Source organism: Microbacterium sp. CFBP9023, assembly GCF_034045055.1.
In the GTDB taxonomy this organism is placed as follows: domain Bacteria; phylum Actinomycetota; class Actinomycetes; order Actinomycetales; family Microbacteriaceae; genus Microbacterium.
The window spans coordinates 554,972-568,320 of record NZ_JAXCWI010000001.1; the positions used below are offsets into that span (position 1 = coordinate 554,972).

13 protein-coding genes and 1 tRNA gene are annotated in these 13,349 nt (G+C 67.1%); 3 read left to right on the plus strand and 11 right to left on the minus strand.

The window, feature by feature from the left end; all coding sequences use genetic code 11:
• Positions 1-9 precede the first annotated feature (9 nt).
• Positions 10-159 carry a hypothetical protein gene (locus tag SOM10_RS02715; protein ID WP_320488278.1) on the plus strand — a complete coding sequence of 50 codons (150 nt, stop codon included), beginning with the start codon at positions 10-12 and terminating at the stop codon, positions 157-159.
• Between the two features lie 16 nt (positions 160-175).
• On the opposite strand, the gene SOM10_RS02720 is transcribed toward SOM10_RS02715, so the two are convergent.
• From SOM10_RS02720 to polA, 6 genes are all read right to left on the minus strand, one after another.
• Positions 176-931: a formylglycine-generating enzyme family protein gene (locus SOM10_RS02720; RefSeq protein ID WP_320488280.1), complete on the minus strand. Its 756-nt coding sequence runs from the start codon at positions 929-931 to the stop codon at positions 176-178.
• The gene (locus SOM10_RS02725) at positions 928-1,686 is read right to left on the minus strand and encodes an SGNH/GDSL hydrolase family protein (RefSeq protein WP_320488281.1); all 759 of its coding nucleotides are present in this window, start codon (positions 1,684-1,686) and stop codon (positions 928-930) included. The genes SOM10_RS02720 and SOM10_RS02725 overlap by 4 nt, the downstream gene beginning before the upstream one ends.
• 37 nt (positions 1,687-1,723) lie before the next feature.
• A complete protein-coding gene (locus SOM10_RS02730) occupies positions 1,724-3,076 on the minus strand; it encodes an MFS transporter (RefSeq protein ID WP_072591281.1) in 1,353 nt (450 codons plus the stop codon).
• 42 nt (positions 3,077-3,118) lie between these two features.
• Entirely contained in the window at positions 3,119-4,153 is a 1,035-nt protein-coding gene (locus SOM10_RS02735) for an LLM class flavin-dependent oxidoreductase (RefSeq protein ID WP_320488282.1), read from the minus strand.
• Positions 4,154-4,206: 53 nt separating this feature from the next.
• Positions 4,207-5,883, minus strand: a complete 1,677-nt coding sequence (locus SOM10_RS02740) for a DUF885 domain-containing protein (protein ID WP_320488283.1) — start codon at positions 5,881-5,883, stop codon at positions 4,207-4,209.
• Positions 5,884-5,985: 102 nt separating this feature from the next.
• A complete protein-coding gene (polA, locus tag SOM10_RS02745; protein ID WP_320488285.1) occupies positions 5,986-8,619 on the minus strand; it encodes a DNA polymerase I in 2,634 nt (877 codons plus the stop codon).
• Positions 8,620-8,664: 45 nt separating this feature from the next.
• Here polA and SOM10_RS02750 point away from each other — a divergent pair, with 45 nt between their 5' ends.
• Positions 8,665-9,093 carry a hotdog fold thioesterase gene (locus tag SOM10_RS02750; protein WP_320488288.1) on the plus strand — a complete coding sequence of 143 codons (429 nt, stop codon included), beginning with the start codon at positions 8,665-8,667 and terminating at the stop codon, positions 9,091-9,093.
• Here the strand turns inward: SOM10_RS02750 and SOM10_RS02755 are convergent.
• Complete coding sequence (locus SOM10_RS02755; protein WP_320488289.1) at positions 9,068-9,631, minus strand: GNAT family N-acetyltransferase; 564 nt, start codon at positions 9,629-9,631, stop codon at positions 9,068-9,070. The two genes, SOM10_RS02750 and SOM10_RS02755, sit on opposite strands and share 26 nt — an antisense overlap.
• Before the next feature lie 3 nt (positions 9,632-9,634).
• A complete protein-coding gene (locus tag SOM10_RS02760; protein WP_042536652.1) occupies positions 9,635-10,255 on the minus strand; it encodes an ANTAR domain-containing response regulator in 621 nt (206 codons plus the stop codon).
• A 101-nt stretch (positions 10,256-10,356) separates the two neighbouring features.
• Between SOM10_RS02760 and SOM10_RS02765 the strand changes: the two genes are divergently transcribed.
• Positions 10,357-10,439, plus strand: a tRNA-Leu gene (locus SOM10_RS02765).
• Between the two features lie 16 nt (positions 10,440-10,455).
• Here the strand turns inward: SOM10_RS02765 and SOM10_RS02770 are convergent.
• The 3 genes from SOM10_RS02770 to pyk form a co-directional block, all read right to left on the minus strand.
• The gene (locus SOM10_RS02770) at positions 10,456-10,998 is read right to left on the minus strand and encodes a hypothetical protein (RefSeq protein ID WP_320488300.1); all 543 of its coding nucleotides are present in this window, start codon (positions 10,996-10,998) and stop codon (positions 10,456-10,458) included.
• Positions 10,999-11,071: 73 nt separating this feature from the next.
• Positions 11,072-11,731 (minus strand): esterase/lipase family protein, encoded by a 660-nt coding sequence (locus SOM10_RS02775; protein ID WP_230100793.1) that lies wholly within the window; start codon positions 11,729-11,731, stop codon positions 11,072-11,074.
• Positions 11,732-11,867: 136 nt separating this feature from the next.
• Positions 11,868-13,319 (minus strand): pyruvate kinase, encoded by a 1,452-nt coding sequence (gene pyk / locus SOM10_RS02780; protein WP_053096089.1) that lies wholly within the window; start codon positions 13,317-13,319, stop codon positions 11,868-11,870.
• Positions 13,320-13,349: the final 30 nt, after the last annotated feature.

Genomic DNA, 13,349 nt, shown 5'->3' on the forward strand with positions numbered 1-13,349 from the left:
AGGATGCTCGTGCAGGGCATCGTCGATGATCTGCAGGAGACCTCGACCGTGAAGCGCATCATGCTCGCCACCAGCGATGCGGACGGCCTCTACGCGAAGTTCGGCTTCTCCGAGCCGGAGGGACTGAGCCGGTACATGATCAGGCCCATGTCGCGATGAGACGGCCTCGAGCGATTCAGCGCCCTGGGCGCCGCAACGGCGTCCAGCCGAACGGCACCGGGCCGTCGAACGCTGCTCTCTCCTGGTCGGCGCGCGTCGACCACCCCTGAGCTTCTCCCGGAGTCTCATACGCGCCGCGCGCGACTCGAAGCCCGACGTCCTCATGGTGCATGCGGGGTCCTCCTCCGCGACGCACCGAGGCGCGGACGCTCCACGAATCGTCTGCGAAGCCGCCCCCGCGGAACACGCGATAGTCGTCGTATCGCGCGGGATCCAGCAGATCCCAGCACCACTCCCACACGTTGCCGAGCATGTCGAACAGCCCGTTGAGGTTGGGCAGCTTGCCGCCGACCTCCTGGGGAGCCGACACACCGTCGGCACTCGTCCACGCGGCCTCGGCGAGAGGTGCATAGTGCGGCCCCGTCGACCCTGCCCGGCACGCGTACTCCCATTCGGCTTCGGTCGGGAGACGATAGCCGTCTGCGGTCACGTCCCACGTGACGTCCTCGCCGTCGAATCGGTAGACCGGGTCGAATCCCTCCCACTCCGATGCGGCATTGCAGAAGTGGATCGCGCGCAACCAGCTCAGGTCCGCGGCCGGTCGACGGGGATGGCGTGAGGAGATCGGAAGGATCTCCGCCAGCTGCTCCTCGGTGATCGGGAAGACGCCGATCTCGAAATCCTCGAGACTGACGGTGCGTTCCACCTTTCGGCGCGCATCATGCAGTGTGACCGACCCGCCCCGGATCGGTCGCATCTCGATATCGGTCACGCCTGCGGCACCCTCTCGACCCAGTCGGGGTACTTCGCGGCACGTCCGTCACCGGACGAGGTGCGCGTGACGCGTCGCCTGACCCACGGGCCGACGAACTCTCGATAGTAGGCGAGCCCCGCGGGGCCACCCGCGGTGAGGGCTGTCGGTGACCACCAGGTCGACGGAGGCTCGTAGCCCAGCCCCTTCAGCACCCGTGCGGCGACGCGGTGGTGACCGGCGGCGTTCATGTGCAGGCGGTCCTCGGACCAGTACTTCGCATCTGCCAACTCGCGGTCGGGCCAGTTCAATGCGCGCACGACATCGTCGCGCCCTTCGACGCGTCGAAGCACGGCATCCGAGAGCTGGTCGCCTCGCCGCTGCACGAGCGATCCCATCGGGAGCTGGCCGCTCGGATTCGCTCCGGAGAGGAGGATCAGGGTGACGCCTTCTTCGTCGCAGCGGCGCAGGACCCGGCTGAACGCGTCAGCGATGTGCTCGAGGTCGGTCCGCGGCCGCAGCATGTCGTTGCCTCCGCCGTTGAACGACAGGTGGGTCGGGCGCAGCGCGAGCGCCGGCTCCAGCTGCTGCTCGACGATCGGCCAAGCCAGCTTGCCGCGGATGGCGAGGTTGGCATAGCTGATCGAATGGCCGGCGGCATCGGCCCACCCCTGAGCCACGAGATCGGCCCAGCCTCGCTCGCGGCCGTCGGGCAGCACATCACCCACTCCCTCGGTGAAGGAATCTCCGATGGCCACATAACGAACGTCTGTCACCTCGACAGCCTATTCCCGCTCGCCGACACCAGGCGCATCAGCGGTCGTCCAGCGCCATCCCGCCGCGATCGACCAGGCCCCATGCCGCCGCGGCCGCGACCACGAAGCACGCGCCGAACACCGCGAACAGCACCGGCGCGCCCCCGGCGACGAGCACGACCGGCACCGCGAGCGGAGCGATGATGGACGCGATACGCCCCACTCCGGCGGCCCAGCCCGCGCCGGTGCCGCGAAGCGAGGTCGGGTAGATCTCCGGGGTGACCGCGTACAGCGCACCCCATGCGCCCAGGTTGAAGAACGAGAGAGCCATGCCCGAGGCGATGATCGCGGCTTCGGTCGTCGACGTGCCGAAGAAGACGGCCGAGACCGCCGAGCCGATCAGGAAGACCGACAGCGTCGTGCGTCGACCCCACACCTCGATGAGCCACGCGGCGACGGCGTAACCCGGAAGCTGCGCGAGCGTGATGATGAGAGTGAAACCGAACGAGCGGACGAGATCGAAGCCTGCATCGACCAGGATGCTGGGGATCCAGATGAAGGCGCCGTAGTACGCGAAATTCACGCACAGCCAGACGACCCATAGACACAGGGTGCGCACGCGGAACTCGCCGTTCCACAGTGTCGTCAGACGAGCTCGCGTCGTCACGGCGATCGCCCGCGACATCGGCTCGCGTCTGATCGCAGGCCCCGGCTCGACACCGGCGTCGGCCTCGAATGCCGAGACGATGCGATCGGCCTCTGCGATGCGCCCGCGCGACGCGAGCCACCGAGGCGATTCCGGCAGTCCCCAGCGCACGATCAGTGCGTAGACCGCGGGGATCGCGCCGAGGGCGAACGCCCAGCGCCAGCCGGCGTCGGACGCGGGGATCACGAAGAAGCCGATCAGTGCGGCCGCCGTCCATCCCACCGCCCAGAACGCCTCGAGGATGACGATCAGTCGGCCTCTGATGCGCGCCGGCGCGAACTCGCTCACGTACGTCGACGCCACGGGAAGCTCGGCGCCGAGCCCCAGCCCCACCAGGAAGCGCAGCACGAGAAGCGCGGCGAGGCCGCTCACGAGCGCACTCGCTCCGGTGGCGATGCCGTAGATGAGCAACGTCAGAGCGAAGACCTGGCGCCGTCCGAGCCGGTCGGCGAGAAGTCCGCCCAGCGTTGCGCCGATCGCCATTCCGATGAAGCCGACGGAGGCGATCCACCCGGCATCCGCCTTCGTCAGGCCCCACTGCTGGGTGAGTGCGGCGAGGATGAACGAGATGAGTCCCACGTCCATCGCATCCAGAGCCCACCCCACGCCTGATCCTGTGAGCAGACGAAGGTGGCGGCGCGTGAACGGAAGCTCATCGAGACGCCCGGCGATGGACGCCCGGCTCGGCAGCGCGGTATTGGCCATCCCCTCATCGTAGAGGGGAGCGCCGCGCTGCCGAGTCCCGCGTCAGTCCTGGGCGGCCAGCAGCTTGCGCACCCGAGGGATGACCTCGGACCCGTAGAGCTCTATGCTGCGCATCATCGAGTCGTGCGACAGCGTGCCGGTGGCGTACTTCATGTCGAATCGCCCGAGTCCGAGCGTCGTGACGGTGTCGGCGATCTTGGCCGCGACCCGGTCGGGAGAACCGACGTAGAGGGCACCCGCGGGACCGACGTCGTTCTGGAACCGCGCCCGGCTGTAGGGAGGCCACCCGCGTTCGCGACCGATGGTGTTGTTCATCGCCTCGAAACCGGAGTACGCGGCCTCCCACGCCTCCTCGTCGGTATCGGCGATGTGACCAGGCGAGTGCACCGCGATCGGATGCGACGTCGTGCCGAAGGACGCAATCGAGCGGTGGTAGAGGTCGACGAACTGACGGAATCGCCCCGCAGGACCTCCGATGATCGCGAGCATCAGGCCCAGTCCGTGGCGGGCGACCCGCACGACGGATTCGGGGCTGCCGCCGACACCCACCCAGGTGCGCAGACCGTTCTCCGTCTTCGGGAAGACATTCGCGTTCTCGAGCGATGCGCGCATCGAGCCGGACCAGGTCACCGGCTCCTCCTTGAGGAGCTCGACGAAGAGCTCGAGCTTCTGCTCGAAGAGCGCGTCGTAGTCGCGGAGGTCGTATCCGAAGAGCGGGAAGGACTCGATGAACGATCCGCGCCCGAGCACGACCTCGGCGCGTCCGCTGGAGAGCGCGTCGAGTGTCGAGAACCGTTCGAAGACGCGCACCGGGTCGTCGGAGGAGAGCACGGTGACGGCGGTGCCGAGGCGGATGTTCTCTGTGCGCCCTGCGATGGTGGCGAGCACCATCTCCGGGGACGACACCGCGAACTCCTCACGGTGGTGCTCCCCCACACCGAAGAAGTCGACTCCGACGCTGTCGGCTCGCTCCGCCTGCTCGACGATGTTGCGGATCGTCTGCGCGCCGGTCAGGAGCTCGCCGTCGTCGCCTCTCGTGATGTCTCCGAAGGTGTCCAGTCCGAACTCGATGCTCATGTCAGCCCTTTCTATTCAGCTGAATGAACAGCGCACACCGGCGCGGCATTCCCTCAGCGATTCAGAAGTGCCGTGCGGAGCGTGTCGAGTCCGACCCCGCCCATGTCGAGCGCGCGCTTATGGAACTCCTTCACATCGAAGTCCGCGCCACGCTCAGCCTGATACGCGTCGCGCACCTGCTCCCAGATGCGCTGGCCGACCTTGTACGACGGAGCCTGCCCCGGCCAGCCCAGATACCGATTGACCTCGAACTGCACGAACTGATCGGACATGTTCACGTTCTTGCGCATGAAGTCCAGGGCGTAGTCGGCATCCCACGTGCCCTGACCGTCGAGACGAGGTTTGCCGAGGTGCACACCGATGTCGAGCACGACGCGGGCTGCGCGCATCCGCTGACCGTCGAGCATGCCGAGCCTGTCCGCCGGGTCGTCGAGGTAGCCGAGCTGCTGCATCAGACGTTCGGCGTACAGCGCCCATCCCTCGGCGTGTCCCGACGTCCCTGCGAGCAGACGGCGCCAGGAGTTGAGCTCCGCGCGGTTGTAGACCGCCTGGGCGATCTGCAGGTGGTGCCCCGGGACGCCCTCGTGGTAGACGGTCGTCAGTTCCCGCCAGGTATCGAACTCGGTGACGCCTTCGGGCACCGACCACCACATCCGGCCGGGGCGTGAGAAGTCGTCGGTGGGGCCGGTGTAGTAGATGCCGCCCTCCTGCGTCGGAGCGATCATGCACTCGAGGGTCCGGATCGCCTCCGGGATGTCGAAGTGCGTCGCGCCGAGCTCTGCGACGGCACGGTCGCTCGTCTCCTGCATCCAGCGCTGTAGAGCATCGGTGCCCACGAGCTTGCGGGACGGGTCGGCCTCGAGATGGGCGACAGCCTCTTCAACGGTGGCTCCGGGCAGGATCTCGTTCGCAATCGCGGTCTGCTCCGCGACCATGCGGGCGAGTTCTTCGCGGCCCCATTCATAGGTCTCGTCGAGGTCGATCGTCGCTCCGAGGAAACGTCGCGAGTTGAGCGCGTAGAGTTCTCGGCCGACGGCGTCCGTCTCAGTCGCTGCCGGTGCCAGCTCGTCCGCGAGGAAGCTGCGGAGCTCGTCGTAGGCGACCCGAGCGGCGGCCGAGTTGTCAGCCAGAGTACGGGCGAGCGATGCGGGGAGATTGCCTTCCTGAGGCGCTGCCTCGGCGACGAATGCAGCGAAGAATCCGTCATCGGCGGTATAGCGATCGATCTGCGTCGCGACTTCCACGACCTGACGGCGTGCGGGGGTCACTCCGGCGGCGATGCCTGCACGGAGGGTCTCGGTGTAGCCCCGGAGCGCATCAGGGACCGCGGCGAGGCGGGTGGCGATGACGCTCCAGTCGTCCGCCGTCGCCGTAGGCATCAGGTCGAAGGCCGACCGTACGTCCTGCGCCTCCGACGCGATGACGTTCAGGTCGCGCAGGTGCCAGTCGGCATCGTGCAGTTCGAGGTCGAGACTCAGCTCGGCAGCCAGATCGGTCTTGGTGACCTCATCGATCGCGTCCACGGGCTCGAGCGCTTCGAGCGCGGCGAGGGTCGAACGAGTCGCTCGCACGATCTCCTCGTGCCCCTCGGGGCTCAGGTCGCCGAAACGGTCGTTGACGTCGTCCCGGCCGATGTAGGTGCCGAGCGTCGGAGCGAGCACCGCGATGGTGTCGACCCACTCATCGGCGACTCTGTCGATGGCAGACGGTGTGCGAGAGGAAGAGGTCATCCCTCCAGCGTAGCCCTGCGCCCCGGCACAGGATATTGGTACCCGTCGCCGGGGCTGTCGGCCCTCGCGGTCGCATCCGTCGTCACGGACGCGCGGTCGGAATCAGTGCGCCGCCTCGTTCCAGTCCTGCCCGCGCCCGACCTGCACGTCGAGCGGCACGGTGAGATCCGCCGCATCGCCCATGCGAGTCCGAACGATCCGCTCGGCCGCGTCCCACTCCCCCGGTGCGACCTCGACGACGAGTTCGTCGTGGATCTGCAGCAGCGCACGCGAGGACAGTCCCTCCGACCTGAGGTCTTCGTGGATGTGCAGCAGCGCGATCTTCATGATGTCGGCCGCGCTGCCCTGGATCGGTGCGTTGAGCGCTGCGCGCTCTGCGTTCTCGCGCAGCACGCGGTTGGGGCTCGCGAGGTCGGGGAAGGGTCGCCGCCGCCCGAAGATGGTCTCGGTGTAGCCGACCTCTTTGGCCTTCATGACAGATGCCCGGAGGTAGTCGCGTACCGCTCCGAACCGCGCGAAGTACTCGACCATCAGCTGCTTCGCCTCGGACTGCTCGATGCGGAGCTGCTTCGACAGGCCGAACGCGGAGAGACCGTAGACGAGGCCGTAGGACATCGCCTTCACCTTCGTGCGCATCGCGGACGTCACCTCGCTCGGTTCGACCCCGAACACTCGCGCGCCGACGAAGCGGTGGAGGTCCTCACCGCTGTTGAACGCCTCGATGAGGCCTTCGTCGCCGGACAGATGGGCCATGATGCGCATCTCGATCTGCGAGTAGTCGGCGGTGAGCAGCGACTCGTACCCCTCTCCCACCTGGAACGCGCTGCGGATGCGACGCGACTCCTCGGTGCGCACCGGGATGTTCTGCAGGTTCGGGTCTGTGCTCGACAGGCGCCCGGTCTGGCTTCCGGTCTGCACATACGTCGTGTGCACACGGTGATCGGTTCCGATCGCAGTGTCGAGCGACTCGATGATCTGACGGAGCTTCGTGGCCTCACGGTGCTGCAGCAGCAGACCGAGGAACGGATGCGGATGCGACTCCTGGAGATCGGCGAGCACCGCAGCATCCGTGGAGTATCCGGTCTTCGTCTTGCGGGTCTTGGGCAGCTGCAGGTCGTCGAACAGCACCTCCTGGAGCTGCTTCGGAGATCCGAGATTGAACTCGCGACCGACGATCCCGAACGCCTCCTGTGCGAGGCGGTCGGCGCGCGTCGCCAGCTCGCCCGAGAACGTCGAGAGGACGTCGTGCGACACCGCGACTCCCGCGACCTCCATGTCGGCCAGAGTGAGCAGGGTCGGAAGCTCGATGCCGGTGAGCACAGCGGCGACCGACTCGGGGATGTCGTCACGCAGAGCCGTGGCGACGCGGAGCGCGAACCAGGCCTCCTGCGATGGGGTGGCGCCCTCGGTCTCCGGCACGAGCTGCGAGGGATCCGCCTCGGGGAGCTTCTCTCCGAGATACCGTTCTACGAGGTCGGACAGAGTCTTGTCGGGGAAGCTCGGTCGCAGCAGCCAGCCTGCGAGACTGGTGTCGTAAGCGAGTCCCTGGAGGCGGATGCCGAGGCGCAGCAGCGCCTTCACCTGCGGCTTCGCATCGTGCAGCACCTTGGGGCGCGTCGACTCGAGCCACGGTCTCAGCACCTCGATGACGTCATCGTTCCAGTCGAGTTCGCGGAGCTCGCTCGCGGTCGCGGCGCCGAGACGCGTCGGTGCCCCGCCCTGCACGACGATACGCAGTGCGACGTCGTCCGTCTGCGCGTCGGCCCAGCTGACGAACTCTGCTGCGGTGACCTGCGTCGGTTCGGGCAGCACCACCGTCGCAGCCGGATCGTCGGCGACCTCGCCGGCGCCGACTGCTTCGAAGACACGGGGCAGCAGGGTGCGGAACTCGAGGCGGGCGAAGATGTCTCGCACAGCCTGAGCGTCGATCGGGGCGACCGCGAGGTCGTCGGGAGCGACGGGAAGCTCGACGTCGCGCAGCAGTCGGTTGAGCCGACGGTTACGGCGCACGTCCTCGATGTGATCGCGCAGGTTGCCGCCCACGACCCCCTTGATCTCATCGGCTCGCTCGAGCAGGTCGTCGAGCGAACCGAACTGCGTCAGCCACTTGACGGCGGTCTTCTCCCCCACCTTGGGCACGCCGGGGAGATTGTCGCTCGTCTCGCCCACGAGAGCCGCGATGTCGGGATACTGCTCGGGCCGCACTCCGTAGCGTTCCTGCACGGTCACCGGGTCGTAGCGCTTGAGCTGCGAGACGCCCTGCACGGACGGGTACAGCAGCGTGACGTCGTCGGTGACCAGCTGGATCGTGTCGCGGTCTCCGGAGACCACCAGGACGTCGTATCCCTGCTCCGCGCCCTGCGTCGAGAGCGTCGCGAGGATGTCGTCGGCCTCGAAGCCCTCTTTGGTGAGCACGGGGATCGACATCGCCGCGAGGCAGTCCTGCAGCAGCGGGATCTGACCCCGGAACTCCTGCGGGGACTCCGACCGCGTCGCCTTGTATTCGGGGTACTGATCGGTGCGGAACGAATGACGGGAGGTGTCGAACGCGATCGCCATGTGCGTCGGCTGCTCGGCCTTGATGAGGTTCACCAGCATCGACAGGAAACCGTAGATGGCGTTCGTGTGCTGATTGTCCTTCGTCGTGAAGTTCTCGACCGGGAGGGCGAAGAAGGCACGATAGGCGAGCGAATGGCCGTCGACGACCATGAGGGTAGGCTTTGCGGAGTCCGTCACCCTGTCAGCCTAACGAGGACGACAGACACCCGCTGAGGAGGAACCATGAGCGACACTGCCACCAGTGCAGGACTCGACTGGGCGACAGCCCGTGGAATGGGTGCTCTCGCTGAGAAGATGGGCATGGAGTTCCTCGAATTCACCACCGAGCGATGCGTCGCGACGCTCCCGGTCGAGGGGAACACACAGCCCGTCGGCCTCATGCACGGCGGTGCCTACGTGGTTCTCGGCGAGTCGCTCGGCTCGATGGCGGCGAACCTGCACGCGGGCCCGGGCCGACTCGCGGTCGGGGTGGACATCAACGCCACCCACACGCGCTCCGCCACGTCGGGTGTCGTGACGGGCGTCTGCACACCCGTCCATCTCGGCCGCAGCATCACCGTGCACGAGATCGTCGTGACCGACGATCAGGGGCGTCGTTGCTCGACCATCCGGATCACCAACATGATCAAGGACGCTCCCGCGGCAGGCTGAGCGGCTCGACCAGCAGCAACTGGAACAGCAGGTGATCCTGCCACTCCCCCGCGATGCGCAGGTACTGCGACGCGATTCCGATGCGCTCGAAGCCGTTGTCGGCGAGCACACGCTGTGAACCAGAGTTGTGCAGGAGGGTCGCTGCCTGCAGCCTGTGCAGCTGCACCTCGTCGCGGGCGTACTCGGCGACCCGGTGGACGCCGCGGGAAGCGAGTCCCCGCCGCAGACGCGTCCTGTCGACCCAGTAGCCCAGGTCCGCATTCCAGAAAGCCCCGCGGACGATGTTGTTGAGGTTGATCCTTCCGCGGATCTCACCATCGGACGACTCGATCACGAACCGGATGTTGCGACCGGCCGAGGCTTCGATGACGCACTGCTCCGCATGGAACTCCTGCCACTCCGGAGTGAAGAACTCCGGAGCCCTGAGCGGTTCCCACGGCGCGAGATGGTCGCGATTCGCGGAGTACGCTCTCGCGAGGGCCGCGCCGTCGCCGATCCGGACCGGACGCAGAACATGCTCTGCGTCGAGTGGAAGCAAAGGCTACTTCTTCGGAGCGAGCTGCTCGATGATCGCCTTCGCCACGTCCTGCATCGTCAGGCGGCGGTCCATCGATGCCTTCTGGATCCAGCGGAACGCCTCGGGCTCGGAAAGGCCCATCTTCTCGTTGAGCAGTCCCTTGGCGCGGTCGACGAGCTTGCGGGTCTCGAAGCGCTCGACCATGTCGGCGACCTCGGCCTCGAGCGTGATGATCTGCTCGTGGCGAGCGAGAGCGATCTCGATGGCGGGCAGCAGGTCGTTCGGCGTGAACGGCTTGACCACATAGGCCAGGGCGCCGGCCTCGCTGGCCCGTTCGACGAGTTCCTTCTGGCTGAATGCCGTGAGGAGGACGACGGGTGCGATGTTGCCCTTGTGCAGCTTCTCGGCGGCGCTGATGCCATCGAGCTGCGGCATCTTGACGTCCATGATGACGAGATCGGGGCGCAGCTCGGTCGCCAGCGCCACGGCGGTCTCTCCGTCGCCGGCCTCGCCGACGACATCGAAGCCGTTGTCGCGGAGGATCTCGACGATGTCGAGACGGATCAGCGACTCGTCCTCGGCGACGACGACGCGTCGGGGTGCGGATGACGTGGGCTGCTCGGCTGCCTGTTCTTGCTCGGTCACAGATCCATCCTAGTGGAGAGCGCCTCTGAGGTCCCCCGATGCCGCGGCGCGTGAGGATCGACACTGATGCGCTGCGCTAAAGTCGAAGACGCGACACACGAGCCGGCGTGGCGGAATGGCAGACGCGGAGCACTCAAAATGCTTTGTCCGAAAGGGCGTGTGGGTTCGAGTCCCACCGCCGGCACATCAGAGAACAGCCCTCAGACGAGTGACCAGATCTCATCGTCGATGAGCAGGTAGCGATCCAGTACGGGCCGCATGGCCGCGTGCAGTTCGCGCTCCGCGACGGCAGGATGCTCTGCGAGCACGACCCCTGTCGGCACCGCCGCACGGATGATCGCGTCGAGGTTCTCGTCGGAGGCGTCAACCGGGGCTCCGTCACGCAGCACGGGCATGTAGGTGCCGCCACCGTAGATGCGGGCTCCGTCGTCCGCCGCGATCGTCTCCGCGATGTGCGTCTGCGCGAGCGGCACCGGCACGCACGCGATCGCGTCGCACGTTCGGAATCGGCGCTTGAGGCGGTAGCGGACCCCGATGCTGCCGGGCTTCGACGACGTCATCGGATCAGCCATCACCGCAGCAGGGTCGACCGGGGCCTCAGAACGACCCGCACCGGGCACGCCGCACGGCGGCCGGGCGCTGTCGAGGCGCGCGTCCGTGGCGGGTTCGATGGTCGCTTCATCCATGGGCACGGCGCCCGCGTGGTCTGTCACGGCGTGCGCCAGCACCAGAGTATCCGTCATGCGCTGAGAATCCGTCATGTCACGGCGCCGACCGGTCCCGAGACGGTGCCCGCAGGCGCCGAGGCCGACCGGCTCAGGGTTCGGAGAGAGACGCGACCTCGCCCAGGACGCGAGGATCCGCGAGGATCCGGAAGTGCCCGCCTGTGTCGAGCCGGACGTTCCGGCGCGCACCCGGCAGTTCGCTGCCCTCGGGGATATGCGGATCGAAGGTGGCGTACACCGATACGATCCGTTCGTTCACGTCCTGATGCCGAGCGAGCTCCACGATCGAGGGGTGCGAGGGGGCGAAGGCCCACAGGGACGGGACAGGGAGTATCCGTGCGTACCGGGAACCGCCGAAGGGAGTCGCGACCGCCAACATGGCGCGCACTCGAGTCCCCGCCGGGCCGGCCATCGCGAGCTTCCCCGCGAGTCCGCCCTTGCTGTGCGCGACGAGCAGCACGTCGGACAGGTCCGCGCGCTCGAGGAAGGCCGTCACGACCCGCGCTGCATCCCGCACGGGACGCTGATTGCGTCTCAGGGCATCGACCACGTAGATCGGATGGCCGCGATCATGCAGGGCCGTGATCAGCGGTTGCATGAAGCGCCATGTCTCGTAGACCCCGGGAAGGATGACGATCGGAGCAGCATGGCCCCCGGCGAACGAAGACGGATCGCGGCGGTCGAAGGCCGAGCGCACCTGCCAGTAGGCGGCATAGGCGTAGTCCGCGATCCACCAGCGGGCCCGTCTCACGAGATCGATGATGTCCCCTCCCCTGGTGGCCGCGCCGCATCCGTCACGCCAGACGATACCAACCGCCAGGACTCCCCGGCGACGGATACGACGAAGGGGCGGAACCGTGGCTCCGCCCCTTCGCCTCTTGCCTGGATCAGACCGTGGCTTCCTTGTAGATCGGAGCCGCGCCGTTCACGGCGTCTCCGACCTTGTGCACGCGGATGTCGTTGGTCGAGCCGACGATTCCGGGAGGGGAACCGGAGATCACGACGACCTTGTCACCCTCGACGGCGAGTCCGCTGCTGAGCAGATAGTCGTCGACCTGCAGATACATCAGGTCCGTGTGCTGGACCATGTCGACGAGCTTCGAGCGGATGCCCCAGGTGAGCGCCATGCGACGGCGGATGCTCGGCTCGGGTGTGAACGCGATCATCGGGATGCGCGAGCGCAGACGCGAGAGACGACGCGCCGAGTCACCCGACTGGGTGAACACGCAGAGGAACTTCGCGTCGACGAACTCGGCCACCTCGAGAGCGGCGAGAGTGATCGCACCACCCTGCGTGCGCGGCTTGTTCGTCAGCGGAGCGATGCGCTCGAGTCCGTGCTCCTCAGTGGACTCGATGATGCGAGCCATCGTCTCGACGACGACGACCGGGTAGTCACCCACGCTGGTCTCGCCCGAGAGCATCACGGCATCCGCGCCGTCGAGCACGGCGTTGGCGACGTCGGAGGTCTCGGCGCGCGTCGGCACCGGGCTGTTGATCATCGATTCGAGCATCTGAGTGGCGACGATGACGGGCTTCGCGTTGCGGCGTGCCAGTTCGACAGCGCGCTTCTGGACGATCGGCACGGCCTCCAGAGGCAGCTCGACCCCGAGGTCGCCACGGGCGACCATGATCGCGTCGAACGCGTCGACGATCTCCTCGAGAGCGTCGACGGCCTGCGGCTTCTCGACCTTGGCGATGACGGGGACCTTGACGCCCTCTTCTGCCATGATCTCGTGCACGCGGCTGACGTCTTCGGCGTTGCGGACGAACGACAGGGCGATGAGGTCGGCGCCGATGCGCAGGCCCCAACGGAGGTCGTCCTCGTCCTTCTCGCTGAGCGCGGGGACGTTGACGGCGACGCCGGGCAGGTTGATGCCCTTGTTGTTCGAGACGGCGCCCGCGACGATCACGCGCGTCGTGACGGTGACTCCGTCGGTCTCGACGACCTCGACGCGGACCTTGCCGTCGTCGATAAGCAGGAAGTCGCCCGGCTTGACGTCGTTGGGCAGGCCCTTGAACGTCGTGCCCGAGATCTCCTTGTTGCCGATGATGTCTTCGGTCGTGATCTTGAAGATGTCGCCTTCGGCGAGCTCGTAGGGACCGTTCTCGAACTTGCCGAGACGGATCTTCGGCCCCTGAAGGTCGACGAGGATGGCGACGGCGCGGCCCGCATCGTCGGCAGCGCGACGGACGTTGGCGTAGTTGTTCTCGTGCACGGAGTAGTCACCGTGGCTGAGGTTCAGACGGGCGACGTCCACTCCGGCGTCGATGAGTGCACGAACGGTCTCGTACGTGGAGGTGGCGGGGCCCAGGGTGGCGACGATTTTCGCGCGTCTCAAAGATTGCTCCAGGGTAGTGGGGGATGGAAA

Bases quoted from the DNA above. Each gene is read 5' to 3' on its own strand.
- SOM10_RS02735 (WP_320488282.1), bottom strand. From the start codon at position 4,153: ATGAGCATCGAGTTCGGACTGGACACCTTCGGAGACATCACGAGAGGC.
- SOM10_RS02730 (WP_072591281.1), bottom strand. From the start codon at position 3,076: ATGGCCAATACCGCGCTGCCGAGCCGGGCGTCCATCGCCGGGCGTCTC.
- SOM10_RS02770 (WP_320488300.1), bottom strand. From the start codon at position 10,998: ATGACGGATACTCTGGTGCTGGCGCACGCCGTGACAGACCACGCGGGC.
- SOM10_RS02740 (WP_320488283.1), bottom strand. From the start codon at position 5,883: ATGACCTCTTCCTCTCGCACACCGTCTGCCATCGACAGAGTCGCCGAT.
- SOM10_RS02750 (WP_320488288.1), top strand. From the start codon at position 8,665: ATGAGCGACACTGCCACCAGTGCAGGACTCGACTGGGCGACAGCCCGT.